Raw genomic sequence first — 17,517 nt, forward strand, 5'->3', positions numbered from 1 at the left:
CTGGTCTCGCGCTTCCGCGTCCCATGCCAAAAGAGGCGAAGCCGAAAAACTCCGGCCTCGCCTCTTTTCGCGCTTGATTTTTCCGCCGCTCCTTAACTGAACGAACGCGTCGGCGCCCATGAGCCCTGCAGCTTGCGCACGAGGATGATCTGTCCCGCATGGTAGGCATCGTGGACCGCCAGGCTGTTCACCCAGGTCCCCGCCTCCGAGCCCTTGCCGATCCGCTTCTCGTACAGGCTGTCATCCTCCCACTCGCGGACGATCGCCCCGATGGCCGCATGCGCCTGCCCCAGCCTGCGCCGCGTTTCCTCCCATGACGCCTCCGCCGCGCCGATCCCCGCCGCATGGAACGTGTCCGTGTTGGTCACGCCGTCCGCGGCCGCGTCGCTCTCTCCGCGCCAAGCCCGCAGGAAAGCCTCCTTATAGAAAATCAGGTGATGGACCGTCTCGCGGATCGTGTTGGCCGCGGCTCCTTGCGGACGCCAATCCGCCTGCTCCTCCGTCACGTCTTCGAGCGCCGTCTGCAGCGGCGGCGACCAGTCCTCCTTGCTGTAAGCAAACTCCCAGGCTTTTTCCAACAGCTTCGTCTTTTCCCGGTTCGACCTCATGGTTCTTGTCTCCCTTCCTTGGCGACGCTATAATGGCGAAGAAGACGGTAACGATGAAATGGAGGTTGACTCGTTACCTTTTGCTGCTCTTACTATACCCGGGATCGACCTATTTGTAACCTTCTTTTTCATTTTAGATCGTTACCACTGGCAGCAGGGAAGGAAGTCGCATGATCTGGGAAGATTTTTTGAACAGCCTATGGCATGACTGGAGAGGCAGCGGAGCGAGCGAGGACCGTCTCGAGCACGCCGCTTGGAGGCAACAATTCTGGGCCAAGCACGGTTCGGACGATGCGCTGGCGCCCGAGCCTTCCCCGGCCGAGCTGTCCGAGCTGCGGCGGCTGCGGGACGAGCTGCGCCGCCTGACCCTCGCGATCGTAGACGCCCGTCGGGAGTCGCTGCCGCTGGCAGCGTCCGCGCTGGAGCCGCTCCAGGCGGCGCTGCGCGCAGCTCCTTTCCACTTGGAGCTGGAGCTCGAAGCGAGCGAGCGGCCGCTCGGGGAGGTCGGCTTCCGCCTGGAGCGCCGCCCGCTCGCTTCGGACTGGCAGGCGGTCCGCTGCCGCGTGGCGGCGGCATACGCCGACATGCTCGCGGCCGGCAGAGCGGAGAGGCTGCGCGTATGCGACAATCCGGACTGCAAGTGGATCTATTACGACGAGACGAAAAACCGCTCGAAGCGCTACTGCGACGACAAAGCCTGCGGCAATCTGCTCAAGGTGCGCCGCTTTCGCGAGCGGGCGCGCCAGCAGCCGAAAAACTGACAATATGGGAGATTAAATAAACATGAATTTGTCCCTGCATGTGATCGACGTGACCGATCCGGCCGCCTCGCTGGAGCTGCGGGAGCTGCAGACCAAGGCGTACCGGGAGGAAGCCAAACGGATCGGCTTCGACGCCATCCCCGGCATCGACGAGAGCCATGAGGAGCTGCTCGAATGTCCGGCCGAATTTTACGGCTGCGCGCTCGACGGCCGATTGGCCGGCGCCATCGCCGTCGAGGCCGAGCAGGACGGCAGCCGGACGATATCGCGCCTCGTCGTGCATCCGGACTTTTTCCGGCGCGGCATCGGTCGCTTCCTGCTGCAGGAGGCGCTCGCGCGGCACGCCGGAGCGACGATCCACGTCTCGACGGGCGAGGCCAACGTCCCGGCCGTCGCTCTTTATCTGTCCTCCGGCTTCCGGCCCGACGGACGCTTCGAGCCGGCCCCCGGCCTCTGGATCGCCCGTTTCCGCCGCGAGCCGAACGCCGGCTGAACGCTGCAGCGGCTGACGACGGATCCCCCCGCGAGTACCGCCTAACCAAACAAGCCGCCCCGCCATTCCGTGGAATGGCGGGGCGGCTTGTTGTCGATGCGCGCAGCGGCTACAGCAGCGATTCCGCTCCGTCGATGTAGATGTCGGTGCCCGTCACATGCGAGGCCAGATCGGAGGCTAGGTAAGTGACGAGATCGGCGACTTGGGCCGCCTTGCCGGGCTTGCCCGCCAGCGGATGCGAGCCCTCCGGATATTCGACCGGAATCTTGGCCTGCTCGGCTTCCTCCGTCCGTTCCGTGTTGTCGTCGATGTTCGTCTCGATCGCGCCCGGACAGACGGCGTTGACGCGGATCCGATGCGGAGCCAGCTCCAGCGCGGCCATCTTCATGAGCGCGACTTGGCCGGCCTTGGACGCGCTGTACGCGGTCGCGCCCGTGTTGTTGAAGATCCGGTTGCCGTTGATCGAGCTCGTGATGATGATGCTGCCGCCGGCCTGCTTCTTGAGATGCGGAACGGCATATTTGAGCGTGAGGAAGGTGCCGCGCAGGTTGATGCCGAGCGTCTGGTCCCAGTCCTCGACCTCCATGTCCTCCAGCGTCGTCCAGACGCCGTTGATGCCGGCATTGGCGAAGACGATATCGAGCCGGCCGAAGCGCTCGACGATCTCGTTGATGCCCTGCTCGACCGCCTTGGCGTCGCTGACATCCGTCGCCGTGACCCAGGCTTCCCCGCCCTCGCGCTCGATTTCCGCCTTGACCTTCTCCGCCTCCTCCGGCGTCCGGTCGAGGAAGCCGACCTTGGCGCCGCGGCGCGCCAGATCGAGCGCTGACGCCCGGCCGATGCCGGAGCCGCCGCCGGTGACGATGGCGACCTTTCCTTCGAGAAGCTTGTCTGCATGCATGGCAATCACCCTTTCGAAAAAGTATCCCCACCGGAACCAGCATGGCCCCGATGCTTATAAAGGATACTTAATCGCGCGGCGTCAAGCTTGAAACGGCTGAATGCAGACCGGCTGCGAAACGGCATGCTTCTTGCCGGCATAGGCCAGCTTGCCGCTCTCGGCATCAACGGAGAAGATCGAGATGCCGTCCGTGTCCTTGTTGGCCGCCAGCAGCCACCGTCCGCCCGGGAGCAGCGCGAAATGGCGCGGATGCCGGCCCTCGACGGAAATATGCTGGATCGGCTCCAGCGTGCGGCCGCCGTTGCGGGCGGCAAACACGACGAGGCTGTCATGGCCGCGGTTGGAGCCGTAGACGAACCGCCCGTCCGCGGAGACGGCGACTTCGGCGCAGGTATTGTCCCCTTGCCAGCCGTCCGGAAGCGTCGGCACATAGCCGAGCTCCGCGAGCTCGCCAGTCTCCGGCTCGTAGCCGAGCACGCTGACGGTCGAATCGACTTCGTTGATGACATAAGCGAAGCGGCCCTCCGGATGGAAAGCCAGATGGCGCGGACCGGCTCCGGGATGGATCCGGTTGTCCCGGACCGGAACCATCCGGTCGTCCTCGAGCCGGTACGTGCGGATGAGATCAAGGCCGAGATCCTGCACGAACGCCCAGCGGCCGTCCGGGCTGAAGCGGGTCGAGTGCGGATGCGGGCGGTCCTGGCGATCCGGGTCGATACTGCTGCCCTCATGCTGCGGCTGATCGAGGCGGCGTCCGATCGTTCCGTCCTCCTCCAGCTCCATCAGGCCCGCCATGCCGCCGTGATAGCTGACGACGACCAGCCGCCGGCCGTCGGGGCTGCGCTCGATATGGCAGGTCGGCCCGTCGGTCGTAGGCGCTTCGCCGATGCGCTCAAGCGTCCCCTCTCCCGAGTCGAACCGGTAGGAGACGGCGGTGCCGCTCTTGCCTCCCGCCTCGTTCACGCCCTCGGATATGGCGTACAGCTTGCCGCCTTCCGGGTCGACGTTCAGGAACGTCGGATTGCGGAGGCCGTCCGCCTCCGCGAGCGGCTCCAGCGCCAGCTCCTCCTCGTTCCAGCGATACAGATAGACGCCAGGCCCTTCGGGCTTAGCGTACGAGCCGACGAACAGATACGTCTTCTTTTCGTTCATGAGCTTCATCTCTCCTTATCGGTCATCGTTTCGGCAGCAGCTTCACGTATTGGTCGGACAGCGCCATCAGCTTGAGCATGTACTCGTAGTCGTCCCGGTACGCGGAGAAGTCCGCCACCGGCTGCAGCGTATCGAGCCGGATCGCTTCTCCGTCCTCGAAGCCTTTGCCCGGCACGAACAGGATGTCGTCGTTCAGGAACGAGCCCGTCGGCAAATAGTACCTCATGCCGATCACGTTCCGCTCCGTATTGAGCAGATCGCGGCCGAACGGCAGCACGCCTCCGTCCTCCGGACGGAGGCCGAGCAGATTGGCGATCGTCGGCAGCAGGTCCATCTGGCCGCCGGTGCGTTCGATCGTCCGCGGCTGCTGGCCCGGATAGCGGATGACGAGCGGAATGTTGAGGCGGCTGACCCGCTTGTCGTAGTCGATGCCGAGCTGCTCGCGGATCAGCTCCGGGTCCGCGTCCTGCGGCTGCAGGCCGAAATGGTCCCCGTACAGCACAAGCGCCGTCCGGTCCCACAGCCCCTTCTCCTTCAGCCCGTCGATCAGGCGGCCGACCGCCCAGTCCGTATAATGCACCGACTGCAGGTAGTCGCCGACGACCGTCCCCCGCAGCCCGTCCGGCAGCGTCAGCGTCTGCTTGTCCTCCGGAATGCGGAACGGAGAATGGTTGGACGTCGTGATCAGATGCGCGTAGAACTTGCCGCCTTGCGCCGCCGTCTTCGCCAGCTCGTCGACCGCCGTCCGGTACAGCTCCTCGTCGGAAGCGCCGAAGCTGTTGAAATGATCGTTATGGAAATAGGGCTTGTCGTAATACTTGTCGAAGCCGAGCGCCGGATACAGCTTGTTGCGGTCCCAAAAGCCGACGTTGTTGATGTGGAACGTATACGCGCGGTAGCCCCGCTCCTGCAGCAGCCTCGGCAGGCTCGGCAGCTTCCGGTTGCCGTAGCCCGTGCTCATCGCGATCGTGCCGGTCGGATAGATCGACGTATTGGCGATGAATTCGGCGTCGGACGTATTGCCCTGGCCGATCTGCTGGAAGAAATGCGGAGCATACCACCCCTCGTCCGCCAGCCGGTTCAGCACCGGCGTCACTTCCTGCTCTCCGAGCTTCAGCCGGATCGGAAAGTTCTGCAGCGCCTCCAGCTGGACGACGATCAGGTTCATGTCCTTCATCGCGCCGAAGGCTTGCGGCGTTGCCCCGGCGTTGCCGCCGGCGCCTCCATACGGATAGGAGGCCTGGAGCGCCTTGGCCGCTTCGATCGTCTCGGCGATGTTGCCGGAGGCGATTTCCTTGTCCTCCTCGTAGGACTTGAGCGCGCTCACGATCTGATAGTTGAACAGTCCGACGCTCTCCGCCTGGGCGAGCTCGCTCTTGGTCGCCTCCGCCTCGCGGACGAACCACAGCGAGCCTGCCGCCCCGGCCAGGCACAGCGCCGCTGCAAGCGGCTTGAACAGGCTGCGCCTGCCTCGCGGCGCGCTGCCTCTCCTGCGGCGCAGCGCCCATACGGCCGCGATGACGGCCAGATCGGCGAAGTAGACATAGTCCAGCGGCCGGATCGTGCCCTTTACGCTCTCCCGCACGCCCAGCACCTGGCCCAGATTGCCGAGCGCCGTGTACGTCGCGACCGTGCCGAAGTTTTTGAAATAAAGCGTCACCGCGAACAGCAGCCCGGAGAAGACCAGATTGAATGCCCAATAGGCCGGACCTTTGCCCCGTCTCGGCGTCGCCAGCTCGAGCAGGCCGAGCAGCGCCAGCAGCGAGAGCGCGTCCGCCGCGAGCGCGAGCGGCTCGATGCCGCCGAACAGCTCCATGCGCATCCATTGCAGCTTCAGCAGCAGCAGCAGGTACAGCCCGCCGAACAGGCTCCTGCCTTCCTGCCTTTGCCCGAAGGACAAGGAACGTTTCATAGCGAATTCCTTCTTTCTCTAGCGGCTTTGCAAAATCTTAACCAGTATAGCACAACGCGCAAGAAGCCCGCATTCGCGAGGAATGCGGGCCGGGCCCTTGACGGAAGGAGCGCGTCAGATGATGAGGCTGCTGACCGCGAAGCCGGTTCCGATATAAACGGCGGCGAGCAGGATGCCGACCGCCACGTTGCCTTTCTGGAGCTCCTCCGACACCTTGAAGTTCGGCGTCGCCAGCTCGAAGACGAGATAGGCGAGCACGAGGCAGACGTAGCCGACCGCGAACCAGAGCATCAAGTACCAGATCGAATGGTTCGTGTAGGAAGCGACGCCGAGCAGGATCGCCGTGCCGAGGAACTTGCCGCCCATCGCGAGTCCGGCGGCGACGTTCCCCCGCTTCAGCTCCTCGAGGTCCTTGTAGGGCGTGATCCAGCTGAAGATGAGCATTCCGACGAGCTGAAGAGCGATGATGACGACGATGCTGACGAGCAGATTGACGACTATGATGCGGCCCACCCCCTGAATTTGCTGTATGCGAGATCATACTCGCTGAAGTCGTGGATTTCTTCCAGAATGACGTCCGCCTGCTTGGCGGACTTCAGCGACGCGTAGCGGTCCTCGTCGATCGGCTGCTTGACGACCTGGCCGGAAGGCAGCTCGAGCACCGCGAACTGCCGGCTCTTGCCGTCCAGCTCGGTCTTGTACACGCCGACCAGATCGACCTTCGTCTTGAGCCGCAGCTTGAGCCGCTCCAGATCGGCGTCCGCTTCGGCCTTCGCGCGGTAGGACTTGATCGGCGTCCATGCCGACAGGCTGACGGACGCCTTGCCTTCGCTGTTCTCCTTGAGGTTGGCCGTCATGTACTGCAGCGTGAAGATCTTGTCTCCGGTCGCGTACTGGCTGTCGTTGGCCATCAGCTGATTGTCCGGCAGGATCGTCATGTCTCCGCCGATCAGATCGCCGACCTCGGCTTCCGCCACCCGGTAGTCCCAAGGGACGACCGACGTGTCGGCGGCGGCGCTTTGGCCGGCTGCAGACGCCCCGGAGGAGCTGCCTCCGCTCGTGTCGAAGACGCTGCTCGAGCCGGTCGAGCAGCCCGCCAGCGCCAGCGCGAGCAGCGCCGCGCCGAGCGCGCCGGCGATGCGGCCGCGCGCGCGCCGGACGGCTCCCGCCCGGTTATGGGGAACGTTCATTTCGCTTTCACTCCTATCGGTACAAAATGGCTCGTATTGCCGGTGATCAGGCCGCCGGCGCGTCCAAGCAGGCCGCACGGCTCGCCTCCGAGCATGAACAGCCCCGTCAGCACGCGGTAGCTGGAGCCGCCAAGCTCAAGCTCCGGCAGATCGGCGCGGCGCTGGTACACGGTCGGGAAAAAGACGCTCGTATCGAAGCCGTCCTTGTCCTCGAGCTCCAGCCCGCCGCCTTCGCCGTACAGCTTGACCGAGCCGCCCTCGCGGCCGAACATCGACTTCGAGACGTAGCTGCCGTCGAACAGCGGCTTCGTGTACGTCGGCAGCAAATAGCTCTCGATCGCCTCGCGTTCCGGATCGGTGTACAGCATGCCGAGCTCGTACAGTCCCCAGACGAGCGCCTGCAGTCCTTTGGATTGCAGCAGGATCGCATGAGGAGCATTGAACAGCGTCAGCCGGCCGGTCTCGATCGCATAAGCGAGCGCTTCTCCTCCGTCGTCGAGCGCCATCCACTCCTTCGGGTAAAGGGCGAACAGGCGACGGATCGGCGCTCCGTCCCCGTCCAGCACGACGCCGTCGTCGACCGACAGGTCGAGCAGATCGAGCTTGCGCAGCTCGAGCCCGCTATGCCGGGCGAGCAGATCGACCGTGCCGGTATCCTCCGCATGGGAGCCGTAGGCGGCGCAGGCGACGGCGTCCGGGCGCTCCGCGCTCCAGGCCGCCGCCAGCCGCTCCGCCATCGCCTCGTTGGGCGAGCGCAGGCCGGCCATCCGGCAGAGCCATGGCGTAGCGGCTGCCGCTTCGGCGTATCCGGTCGGCGTATCCGCGTTGAGCTCCAGCAGCTTGATGCCGCCGTCCAGGCTCACGGCGAAGTCGAAGCGCGCGTACCGGCTGATCTGTCCTGGCGGAGGCAGCTCCAGGCCGTCCAGCATGTTCCAGAGGATCGGCGGAATGCCGGTCAGCGCGTACAGCTCGCGGCGTCCGTGCATATAGCGGACCGTGCGGTCGAAGATCGCCCACAGCGACGAGGCCGCCCGTTCCAGCCGCTCGTAGACGTCCGCATCCATGGCGACGACTTCATCGAGCCAATATTCCTCCTCTTCGAGATCGGCCCAACCGAAGCCGAGCTCCGCCAAGCGCGCCGTGGCTTCGGCTCGGTCGAGCCGCTCGCGGCGGACCGCTTCCAGCGCGGGCGCCGTCATCCGGAAAATCCGCTTGACTTGCTTGAGCTGGAGGAATACCCGCTTGAGTTGCCGCCGATGCTCCCTTTCGACGAGGAGGTCGAGCGGCGCGTAATCGTGCCGCTGCCCGACGAAGTCTTCGGGCGGACGGACGAGCCGACCGTCGGCTTGTTCTGGAATCGCGTGCTGTCATACGTCGGCCGCTTGTACAGCTGGCCGGTCGAAGGATGATACGCCGGACGCGAAGCGCCCCAGCCGCTCGAGGAGTAGCCGCCTCCGCGGTTGAAGATCAGATGGTACAGCAGCATGTCGTCCCAGCCGAAGCCGCCTCCGGTATGGATGACCGTCGTGCCGCCTCCGCCGCCGGACGAGCCTCCTGCGCCGCTGCCCGCCTCGCCCGAAGCGTCTTCTTCCTCCGGCTGCAGCTCCGGCAGGTTCCAATCCTGCGCGGGATCGTAATAGGCCTTCACTTCGTCGCTCGACCACTCGACGAGCTTCGGCGAGCCGCCGCCCGCAGCCGGACTGGCCGTCGGAGCCGCGGCCGAGACGGCCGTGCCCGCGCTTCCGGCGAGCAGGACAAGGCCGAGCGTCGTCGCCATCACCTTCGGCTGCCTCGGCGCGGACGAGGGGGCGTTGCGTTTTGTAGATTCGCTCATGGATGTCTCCTTTCTCCGGCTCTAGCGGGAGCCGCTCGGGATCGAGATCAGCAGCAGCTCCATCACGCCTTCATCGACGTTGAGCCTGCCTTCGACCGTCTCGAACTCTTCTCCGCCGACGGTCAAATAGTTGATATGATGCAGCGCGGCGAGCATTTCGGCCGACCAGCTGCGCTCGTCGATCTTGCGAAGACTGCCGCCGGGCAGCTTCTGGTACAGCACGACCTTCATCGACCCTTCCAATTTCCCATCACCTTTTCCATTTCATATGCATTCCAGCCAAGCCACCACGTATATACGCAGGTTAAAGCAAAAAGGTTTACTTTTAAAGAAAAAAATTGCCGCAAGCAAAAAAGGCTCTGCCCGTCGGACGGGCAGAGCCTTGAGCGCCAGGGAGGTCCCGGCGCGTCCGTCTCAGCGGCGCCGGACCCGCGCGGACTTGCGCAGCGCCGGCAGCGCGCCGGGCGGCTGCTTGCGGATGTAGCGGACATAAGCGGCGATCGCCGGATCGGCCCGCAGCGCCGCGACGCTCGTGAGGCCGAGCTGCACGAGGTCGCAATTCGTATACAGGGCGTGGATCTGGCGATGGCAGGCCGGGCAGAGCCGCGCCTTGTCCAGCAGCGCTCCGCCCTGCTCGCGCGGCGTCAGATGATGCTCGGTCAATGCCGGCACGACGCGGCCGCACAGCTCGCAGCGCAGCTCGGAGCGGCGCTGCTCCATCAGTCCTTGCTGCCCTTGGGCGTGCCGTACAGTCCGACCGCCTCGTCATACGCGTCGAAGATCTTGCGCGCGACCGGAGCGGCTCCGTAGCCGCCGTAGCCGCCCTCGGGGATGACGATGGCGATCGCCAGCTTCGGCTTGTCGGCCGGCGCGAAGGCGATGAACACGGAGTTCTCGACTTGCTTGCCACGCGCGACCTGCTGCTGCGACGTGCCCGTCTTCCGCAGGAACGAGTAGGAGACGCCCTCGAAGCCCTGGACGGAAACCTTGCTCATGCCGGAGTAGATCGTGTTCCAGTAGGCGTCCGGGAAGCTGACCTTGTTCAACACCTCCGGCTGCACCTTCTCGATGACCTCGCCCTTCGGATCGAGGATCTCGCTGACGAACAGCGGCTTCATCCGCTTGCCCTTGTTGGCCAGCATCGAGGCGTACTGCGCGAGCTGCAGCGTCGTGTACTTGCCCATCTGGCCGAACGAGGCGCGGACGAGCGCGGACTGGTTGCTCGCCGTCTCCGCCTCGTGGAAGTAGTCCTCGACGCCGGGCTGCTCGTACGGCAGGCCGCTGCCGGTCAGCACGCCGAGACCGAACTGCTTCATATAGTCGTCCCATACCTCGACCGCCTTGCGGCCTCCGTAGTTGTTGAGCAGCCGCTCGCCGACCATGGCGGACATGAAGGCGTTGGAAGATTTAGCGATGGCTTCACTAGCGTTGATGTATCCATTCGGCTTGCTGCTGGCGTTGTTGATCGTCACTTCATTCCCTTTGCTGCCGAAAACATAACGACCGACATCATGGTAGCTCTCGCGTGCCGTGAACAGCTTCTCGTTGAGCCCGATCAGGATCGACAGCGGCTTTTGCGTGGAGCCGAGATACACGAGCGACGGCGTATGCTTCGCCTGCTCCTTGGGATCCTGGTAGTTCGGGAAAACGGTGCGGATCGTGCCGTTCGTAATGAAGTTTTCGACCGGCTTGAGCTTTTCCGTCGTAGCCGATCCGCCTTTCCAGATGTTCGTATCGTAGTCGGGCATGCTCGCCATCGCCACGACCTTGCCGGTGTCGACCTCCATCGCCACGGCGAAGCCCATGCGCGCGTCGTTGCCGGCGTTGAGCGGCTTGCTCGTCGCATGCTTCAGCACGTCGAGCTGGTCGGTGATCGCCTGCTGCGCCGTCAGCTGCACCTTGCGGTTGATGCTGAGGACGAGGTCGTTGCCGCGCTGCGGCGGCTGCACGACGGGAACTCCCGTCACCTTGTTCGTGCGGTCGACGGGATACGTCTTGAGCCCGTTGATGCCGCGCAGCTGCTCCTGGTACATGTACTCGAGGCCGTCGAAGCCGACCGTCTCCTCCTGCAAGTACTTGTTGGCGGGATCGTTCTTCTCCTTGATCTCCTTGTACTTCGTCAGGTCGCCGGCCGACTTGTATTTCTTGAGGTAGCCGACCAGCTGGGCGGCGACGCGGTCCTCGCTGTAGTTGCGGACGCTCTCCTCGACGATGTCGACGCCGACGAACTGCTCCTTGTTCTCCGTGATGTAGGCGATCTCGCGGTTGGACAGGTCGGAGCGGATGCGCCGCGGCACGGAGATCGTGTTCGTACGGAAGTCCAGATCCATGTTCTTCTGGATCTCCTCCGGCGTCATCTGCGCGTCGGGGTCGTCGTTGTACTTCTTGAACACCTCGGACAGCTTGACGCTCATGTCGATCGCGATCTGCTTGTTCCTCTCCGCCTGCAGCGTGTAGGTGAGCGTCTGCGTCGACGTCGAGTAGGCGATCGGCTTTTTGTCGGAGTCGAGGATGTTGCCGCGGAACGGCGGAATCGAGACGTCGCGCGTGCCTTGATCCTCGCGCAGCAGCTTCAGCTCCGGCCCGTCGATGAACTGCAGCACCGCCAGCCGCACGATGAGGATGCCGAACATGACGAACGCCGCGAAAAAGAACAGGTTGAGGCGGAACATGAACTGCCGCCGCACCACATAATCCTTCTCCTCGTCGCGGCCGATGATTTCCGGCGGCTTGCCGTTGCCCTTCGGATGCGTGCCCGGCTTTTTCACGCGCCGCCACCTCCGTCCGCAAGCAGCCGCACCTCAGGCCGCGCCTCCACGCGCACGTTGCCGGCGAGCGCGCGCGTGATCATGCACGACAGCTCCGCCTTGAGGGCGATGCGGCGGGCGCGATCCGCCGCCGCCTCGTCCGCTCCCGCCTCCAGCTCGATGAGCGGCCGATGCTCGATCGAGCGGTACGTCGGCTGGCCGGCGTCATCGGTATCGACGAGTGCCGTCGAGCGCAGCGACAGCCGCGCCGCTGGGATGCCGGACCGCTCGAGCATCGCCGCCAGCGAGATGACGTAGCAGGACGCCGCCGCGCCGAGCAGCAGCTCGTCGGGATTCGTGCCGACGCCGGGCCCGTCCATGCCGGCCGGGATGGAGACCGCCGTCTGCAGCGCGCCGCTCGCGATCGTGCCCGATCCGCCTCGGCCGCCGGCCCATGCCGCCTCCAGCTCAAACTTGTGTTCCATTTCCGTGCTCCTTTTATTGGATATGCCTTCCTGATGCTGTAGACGAGCGAAGGCCGGAAAAAGTTCGCTCCGGCCAGCCGGACGTTCAGCGGATCAGCTTGTTCATCGTCACCATCAGCTCGTCGATGACCGCGCTGTCGCCCTCCTGCAGCCGCTCCGCGACGCAGGACTTCATGTGATGCTCCAGCAGCAGCTTGCCGACGCCGTTCAGCGCCGATTGGATCGAGCTGAGCTGATTGAGCACGTCGTCGCAGTACGTATCCTTCTCGATCATGCCCTTGATGCCGCGCACTTGTCCCTCGATGCGGTTCAGCCGGCTGACGAGGCTGGTTTTCGTCTTTTCGGAATGATGGCTCTTGCGATGGTCCGGGCAGCCGCAGCCGGCTCCATGCTCCGGCTGGTCCGGATGCTCCGGCTGGTCCGGATGCTCCGGATGCCGCTCTGGCGCCTGCTCGGGCGCCTGCTCCTGCGTGCTCTTCGGTCGGGTTTCCACTCCAGCGCCCTCCTTGTCGAAACGAATTATGGTCTGCCTTCTATTGTAGCATACCGCCAGGCCGAAGGCATGCCGCCGCAAGCAGCAAAAACCGCTCCAGCCTGCGGCGGCGGAGCGGCGGTAGCGGCCTAGGCGAGTCCCGGACGGGACCCGCGATCGGTCAGAGGCCGTATTCGTTTTTCGGCTTCGGCTGGCGCTTGATCTTGTTCACGACGGCGGGCAGATGCCGGATGCTGCGCAGCATCGGTCCTTTGCACATCGGGCAGAGCTGGGATTCGGCGGCGAACTCGTCGCGCACCCACGCCTTGCAGTCGGCGTTGCGGCATTTCCAGATCTTCGTCGGGATAAGCTCGGGCTTCGTTTCTTCGGTTGTACTCAAGGGGAAGCAGTCCTTTCTGATGTCGGTTCAGTCCTGTCCGCGAAAAAGACAGCCTGACTACTATATCACCCTCGATTCAGCCAAGTAAAGACTTGACAGGCTCGCCTTGCTGCACTCGGTACCAATAGGGGTACGCCTCGCGGAAGCCGAGTCCGGCGTACAGCCTTTCGGCGGCTTTGTTGCCGCTGACGACCTGCAGGTACGCCTGCTCGGCGCCTTGCTCCCGGCCCCAATGCAGCAGATGGCGGAGCAGCCTGCGGCCGTAGCCTCTGCCCCGGCACTCCGGCGCCGTCATAATGTCGTAGAAGCCGAGCAGCCGGCCGTCGAGGACGGCCAGTCCGAGCGATACGGGACGTCCCTCGGCATGCAGCAGCGCGAAATGGCAAGGCAGCGTCGACGCCTCGAACATCATTTCCGTCAGCCGCAGCGCCTCCTCCCCGCAGCCTCCCCACTCCTGCATGAGCCGCAGCCAGGCGGCCGTCGGATGGCCGGAGACGAGCGCGTCCGCGCCGGCCGACTCCGGCTCCAGCTCGCCGATGTCCGCCGTCATGACGATCGACGGATCGGCGATGCGGTAGCCGCGCCGCGCCAGCTCCGCGTCGAGCTCCGCTGGCTCGGCGAACGGCGTGATCTTGAATATCGCCGGCTGGCCGGTCTGCCGGTAGATGGCCTCGCAGCGGCGGATCTTCGCGTCCAGCAGCTCCTGGCCGCCTGCGAGATGGGCAAGCGGCTGGACGGAGTTCGAACGCTTCGTATAGCCTCGGTTCGATTTGACGAGCCAGCCTCCGCAGCTGCTCGTCTGCAGCGCCGGCCAGCTGTTCAGCGCCGCTTCCTCGATTTCGTAATATGCTCTCACTTCGTTTTCCTCCCGGTCGCCTTGGCTTCAATAAGCATGAATATACTATTTAATTTATTTTTATTCAATACAAGGCCAAAAAGAACCCTCCGCCCGAAGGCGGAAGGCTCTTGACCGTTCGATGGGCAGGCTGCGGGTCAAAGGGACGGCGCGGCTTGCAGCACTTCCAGCTCCACGTCGATGTTGCCGCGCGTCGCCTTGGAGTAAGGGCAGAACCGATGCGCCTGCTCCGCCAGCTCGCGGACTCGGGCGGGATCGGCATTCGGCACGTAGATCTGCAGCTTGGCGCCGAGCTTGAAGCTCGGCTCGTCCTTGAAGATCGACACCTGAGCCGTCACGATCGCTTCCTTGGCGTCGATGCCTCCCTGGCGGGCAGCGAGCTGCAGCGCGCCCTCGAAGCAAGCCGCATAACCGGCGGCGAACAGCTGCTCCGGATTCGTCGCCTCTCCGCCGGGACCGCCGAGACCTTTCGGAATCGCGAGCGGCAGCTCCAGCACGCCGTCGGTCGAGCTCACCTTGCCTCCGCGGCCGCCTTTTGCGCGTACTTCCGTCGTGTACAATGCTTCCATTTGGATCTCCTCGCTTTCGGGTTGCTGTCGTCTGTCTCTCTTACCCGAATGCGGGCAAGTCCAACCGCGACCGTCCGGAGGAATCCCGCCGCTACAGCCGGCTCATCCCGCTGTGGACGCCGATCAGCTGCAGCATGCGCGGCGGTATCGGCAGGATGAACTGCATCGCTCCCATCTGGAAGCGGCCGCTGCGGTTATGCATGACGGCCGCGCTGACATGGATGCGGTACGCCGACGCGCCCGCTCCGCTGACCGCGTATTCGGCGGTGCCGCCGCGGCTGTGTCCCGCTTTCATCTCCTTGGTCTGGCGAAGCTCGAACGGCATGAGGCTGACCATATCGTCCAGCTTGAGATAATAATTGACATGCGGCTTGTGGTAGACAAGCTCGCGGGTCGACACGGTAAGCCCGAAATCCGGCTTTTTGACGGACAAGAGCAGATGGCCCTCGAGGTCGCGCACCGGCAAGAAATCGGCATTCATGAAAGCCAGGCCTCCTTTCGGTTCCATCCAGCATAGCACAGAAGCGTTCGGCCGCTCCATCCCGCCCTGCGAAATGCAAAAGCCCCGCTGTCCGGAGCCGGCACGGCGGCTTCGAGACAACGGGGCTTCGGATAAACGAGTCAGTGAGGCGCCGAGCCGCCAAGCGAGGCGCGGACCTCCGCCTCGATCGAGCTTGCGCGCTCCTTGAGCTTGCGCAGCTGACGGAGCTGGGCGTCCGCCTGCACCTGGATTTGATTTTCGGTCATGCTCAGCTCCTGCACGAGCTCCTGCATCGTATTGACGAGGCCGCGCACCTTTTCGGAGCTGCTGTCCGCTCCGGCCCGCTGCAGCGCCATCCGGCCCTCGATCATTTCCTGCTCGCGGCGCTGCCGCTGCTGCTCCTGGAACTGCTCGTACGTCAAGCTCAAGCTCGTATCGCCTTGCGGCTGCTGTTCGTTCGGGTTCATGGGGTTCCAGCCTCCTGCCCTTGGTCTTTCCTGCCCTGCCGGACAGGCTTGCCGTTAGCCATTCCCCATTCCGCCGCCCTCTATCCCTGCCGCAGCGCGGGCAGCAGCTGCGTCTCGAACAGACGGCGCGAGCGGATCGCCTCGTTGCGGCCTTCCAGGCTCTTGCGGACGACCGCGACGGCCTCGAGCTGCGGCACGACAAACAGGTATTGCCCGCCATAGCCGAACGCGAAGAAATAATCCGGTCCCGGCTGCTTGTCCTGCGGCGACACCCACCAGTGATACCCGTAGCAGCCGTACACCTGCGGCTCGTAATGAAGCAAGGCTTTGTGGCGCGGCTTCGCCGATGCCTCCACCCATTCCGCCGGCACGACCTGCGTCCTCTCCCAGCGGCCGCCCTGCACGTACAGCCTGCCGAGCTTCGCAAGGTCCCGCATCGAGATCGACAGCCCGGCGCCGCCTTCCTGCCCGCCGGCGAGGCGGCTCCAGCGGACCGGACCGATGCCGAGCGGTCCGAACAGATGCTTCCTCGCGAACTTGGCCGCGCTCATGCCGCTCGCCCGCTCCAGCGCGATCGCGAGCAGCTGCGAGCCGCCCGTATTGTAGGCGAAGACGGCTCCCGGCTCATGCGCGAGCGGCCGGCCGAGCACGAAGGCGGCGGGAGCGTCCGAGCGCTTCAGCTCCCGATAGGGCTTGTCGAAATCCGGCCAGTCGAGGCCGCTCGTCATCGTGAGCAGCTGCGCGATCGTAATGCCGCGCTTGCGCGGATCGTCCCGGAGCGCCTCGGCCAGACGCGGATCCGACTCGTCCAAATAAGCGCAGATCGGATCGTCTGCGCCGCCGATCAGCCCTTGTCCGATCGCGATGCCGATCAGCGCGGACAGCACGCTCTTCGTGCACGACAGCACGGCGGACGGACGATCCTCGCCCGTCGCGCTCCAGTGCAGCCGCTCGCGCCCGGCCTGCTCCACATGCACGCCCTGGATGCTCCATTTCTCCAGCATCCCCAGCGCGTCTTTCCCGAGCCGCAGCTCCTCCTTCGTCCCTGCCGTCGTCTGCATGCCGCATTCCCTCCCGAAGTTGGCGGATCGTCCGGATAGCATGCCGCTCCGCTGGCGGCCTTATCCTTGTTCCACCTTACCCCGAAACGAAGCGCTTGTCCCGCGGAAAAATCGGCGCGGCCCTGGCCGGACGCGCCGGCAAGCGAAGGAGCGGCGCCGAGCGCAGCGTCCTGGCGTCAAGCTCCCGCAGCGGCCGCCAGCGCCGCCTCGGAGCGCAGCCGCTGCAGCAGCAGCGCGCTCAGCTCCGAGGGGTCCTGCCAGCGGAGCGGCGCCGCGCCGGCCCATGCCGGAGGCGCAGCGGCCCCTTGGCGGGACGTCCAGAGCAGCGGGATGCCCGCACCAAGCGCGTAGCCGCCGGCGAGGCTGGCCGATGCCGCGTCGCCGGACAGCTCGGCGAGGACAAGATCGGCCCGCGCCAGCAGCTCGAGCGGCCGCTCGGCCTCGGCATCGCCTTCGCGGCCGAGCATCCGCGGCGTATAGCCGCATTGCTGCAGCAGCGGCAGCACATGGCCCGTCCATTCGGCGTCGGCCTCGGGATCGCCGCTGCCGGCGACGACGCAGATTTTCTGCATGCCGCCGTCGGCCGCCAGCCCGGCCTGCTCCCAGCCTTTGGCCGTCAGCGAGAAGACCGAGCCGGTCCGCTCGAGCAGCTCTTCGTCGCGCAGCTTCTCGATGACATACACCATCTCCTGCAGGTTTTGCGAATACGTAAGGTTGTAGCTGCGCGCGAGCCGGTGCACGATGACGGGCTCGCCCGGCCCGGCGCACTGGCGGCGCAGATAGGCAAGCAGCTTGGCGCTCTTGGCCTCCACCGTCAGCGGCACATGAGGCGAGGCCGGCAGCGCCTCCACTTCCTCGGCCGTGACGACGATGTCCCGGCCGAGGCCGGTCATCTCGCGGATGTAAGCGGAAGCCAGCGGAAACAGCTCGCGCTGGCGCGGATAGGAAAGCGCTCCGAGCGCCTCGTAGTGCTCCGCCGCGATGCCGTAGTCCGCCGCCGGCGCGCAGTCGCAGCCGATGAAGCGCTCCAGCGTCCCGGCGCCGGCCTTCACGGGCACGGGCGAGTCGCAGAAGAGGCAGCGTTTGGTGATCATGATGTCATTCCTCCTGTCCAGTCGTCGTCCCAGT

Annotated in this window: 22 protein-coding genes; 2 read left to right on the forward strand and 20 right to left on the reverse strand. The window is 65.1% G+C overall.

Annotated elements, in window-relative coordinates:
* Positions 1-92: 92 nt before the first annotated feature.
* Entirely contained in the window at positions 93-608 is a 516-nt protein-coding gene (locus H582_RS0102885) for a DinB family protein (protein ID WP_043110838.1), read from the reverse strand.
* Between the two features lie 170 nt (positions 609-778).
* Here H582_RS0102885 and H582_RS0102890 point away from each other — a divergent pair, with 170 nt between their 5' ends.
* Together H582_RS0102890 and H582_RS0102895 are read left to right on the forward strand one after the other, a co-directional pair.
* On the forward strand, positions 779-1,369 hold the full coding sequence (locus tag H582_RS0102890) for a CGNR zinc finger domain-containing protein (RefSeq protein ID WP_028597299.1): 591 nt from the start codon (positions 779-781) through the stop codon (positions 1,367-1,369).
* Between the two features lie 22 nt (positions 1,370-1,391).
* The gene (locus H582_RS0102895) at positions 1,392-1,862 is read left to right on the forward strand and encodes a GNAT family N-acetyltransferase (protein ID WP_043110839.1); all 471 of its coding nucleotides are present in this window, start codon (positions 1,392-1,394) and stop codon (positions 1,860-1,862) included.
* A gap of 109 nt (positions 1,863-1,971) precedes the next feature.
* On the opposite strand, the gene H582_RS0102900 is transcribed toward H582_RS0102895, so the two are convergent.
* From H582_RS0102900 to H582_RS25755, 19 genes are all read right to left on the reverse strand, one after another.
* Complete coding sequence (locus tag H582_RS0102900; RefSeq protein ID WP_028597301.1) at positions 1,972-2,763, reverse strand: SDR family oxidoreductase; 792 nt, start codon at positions 2,761-2,763, stop codon at positions 1,972-1,974.
* Between the two features lie 81 nt (positions 2,764-2,844).
* Positions 2,845-3,915 (reverse strand): lactonase family protein, encoded by a 1,071-nt coding sequence (locus H582_RS0102905; protein ID WP_240478916.1) that lies wholly within the window; start codon positions 3,913-3,915, stop codon positions 2,845-2,847.
* Positions 3,916-3,937: 22 nt separating this feature from the next.
* Positions 3,938-5,827 (reverse strand): LTA synthase family protein, encoded by a 1,890-nt coding sequence (locus H582_RS0102910; protein ID WP_043110840.1) that lies wholly within the window; start codon positions 5,825-5,827, stop codon positions 3,938-3,940.
* Positions 5,828-5,941: 114 nt separating this feature from the next.
* Positions 5,942-6,331, reverse strand: a complete 390-nt coding sequence (locus H582_RS0102915) for a DUF350 domain-containing protein (RefSeq protein WP_028597304.1) — start codon at positions 6,329-6,331, stop codon at positions 5,942-5,944.
* On the reverse strand, positions 6,325-7,017 hold the full coding sequence (locus H582_RS0102920) for a hypothetical protein (protein WP_028597305.1): 693 nt from the start codon (positions 7,015-7,017) through the stop codon (positions 6,325-6,327). The genes H582_RS0102915 and H582_RS0102920 overlap by 7 nt, the downstream gene beginning before the upstream one ends.
* Positions 7,014-8,216: a glutathionylspermidine synthase family protein gene (locus tag H582_RS0102925; RefSeq protein WP_028597306.1), complete on the reverse strand. Its 1,203-nt coding sequence runs from the start codon at positions 8,214-8,216 to the stop codon at positions 7,014-7,016. Before H582_RS0102925 ends, H582_RS0102920 begins: the two co-directional genes overlap by 4 nt.
* Positions 8,213-8,851, reverse strand: a complete 639-nt coding sequence (locus tag H582_RS0102930; protein WP_028597307.1) for a hypothetical protein — start codon at positions 8,849-8,851, stop codon at positions 8,213-8,215. Before H582_RS0102930 ends, H582_RS0102925 begins: the two co-directional genes overlap by 4 nt.
* A gap of 21 nt (positions 8,852-8,872) precedes the next feature.
* Positions 8,873-9,094: a hypothetical protein gene (locus H582_RS0102935; protein WP_028597308.1), complete on the reverse strand. Its 222-nt coding sequence runs from the start codon at positions 9,092-9,094 to the stop codon at positions 8,873-8,875.
* Between the two features lie 171 nt (positions 9,095-9,265).
* Positions 9,266-9,571 carry an HNH endonuclease gene (locus H582_RS0102940; protein ID WP_028597309.1) on the reverse strand — a complete coding sequence of 102 codons (306 nt, stop codon included), beginning with the start codon at positions 9,569-9,571 and terminating at the stop codon, positions 9,266-9,268.
* On the reverse strand, positions 9,571-11,619 hold the full coding sequence (locus tag H582_RS25740) for a peptidoglycan D,D-transpeptidase FtsI family protein (protein WP_240478917.1): 2,049 nt from the start codon (positions 11,617-11,619) through the stop codon (positions 9,571-9,573). Before H582_RS25740 ends, H582_RS0102940 begins: the two co-directional genes overlap by 1 nt.
* Positions 11,616-12,083: an SACOL1771 family peroxiredoxin gene (locus H582_RS0102950; RefSeq protein ID WP_028597310.1), complete on the reverse strand. Its 468-nt coding sequence runs from the start codon at positions 12,081-12,083 to the stop codon at positions 11,616-11,618. Before H582_RS0102950 ends, H582_RS25740 begins: the two co-directional genes overlap by 4 nt.
* Before the next feature lie 85 nt (positions 12,084-12,168).
* Positions 12,169-12,576, reverse strand: a complete 408-nt coding sequence (locus H582_RS25745) for a metal-sensitive transcriptional regulator (RefSeq protein WP_084136522.1) — start codon at positions 12,574-12,576, stop codon at positions 12,169-12,171.
* Positions 12,577-12,736: 160 nt separating this feature from the next.
* Positions 12,737-12,955 carry a cold-inducible protein YdjO-related protein gene (locus tag H582_RS0102960; RefSeq protein WP_028597311.1) on the reverse strand — a complete coding sequence of 73 codons (219 nt, stop codon included), beginning with the start codon at positions 12,953-12,955 and terminating at the stop codon, positions 12,737-12,739.
* 76 nt (positions 12,956-13,031) lie between these two features.
* Positions 13,032-13,811 (reverse strand): GNAT family N-acetyltransferase, encoded by a 780-nt coding sequence (locus H582_RS0102965; RefSeq protein WP_028597312.1) that lies wholly within the window; start codon positions 13,809-13,811, stop codon positions 13,032-13,034.
* A gap of 137 nt (positions 13,812-13,948) precedes the next feature.
* Positions 13,949-14,380 (reverse strand): organic hydroperoxide resistance protein, encoded by a 432-nt coding sequence (locus H582_RS0102970; protein ID WP_028597313.1) that lies wholly within the window; start codon positions 14,378-14,380, stop codon positions 13,949-13,951.
* Positions 14,381-14,471: 91 nt separating this feature from the next.
* Positions 14,472-14,861, reverse strand: a complete 390-nt coding sequence (locus H582_RS0102975; RefSeq protein ID WP_028597314.1) for a hypothetical protein — start codon at positions 14,859-14,861, stop codon at positions 14,472-14,474.
* Positions 14,862-15,001: 140 nt separating this feature from the next.
* Positions 15,002-15,328: a hypothetical protein gene (locus H582_RS0102980; protein WP_028597315.1), complete on the reverse strand. Its 327-nt coding sequence runs from the start codon at positions 15,326-15,328 to the stop codon at positions 15,002-15,004.
* Between the two features lie 80 nt (positions 15,329-15,408).
* Positions 15,409-16,389 (reverse strand): serine hydrolase domain-containing protein, encoded by a 981-nt coding sequence (locus H582_RS25750; protein ID WP_052332910.1) that lies wholly within the window; start codon positions 16,387-16,389, stop codon positions 15,409-15,411.
* 176 nt (positions 16,390-16,565) lie between these two features.
* Positions 16,566-17,483 (reverse strand): hypothetical protein, encoded by a 918-nt coding sequence (locus H582_RS25755; RefSeq protein ID WP_043110841.1) that lies wholly within the window; start codon positions 17,481-17,483, stop codon positions 16,566-16,568.
* Between the last annotated feature and the right edge of the window lie 34 nt (positions 17,484-17,517).

The sequence above is a fragment of the Paenibacillus pasadenensis DSM 19293 genome (assembly GCF_000422485.1).
In the GTDB taxonomy this organism is placed as follows: Bacteria; Bacillota; Bacilli; order Paenibacillales; family Paenibacillaceae; genus Paenibacillus_O; species Paenibacillus_O pasadenensis.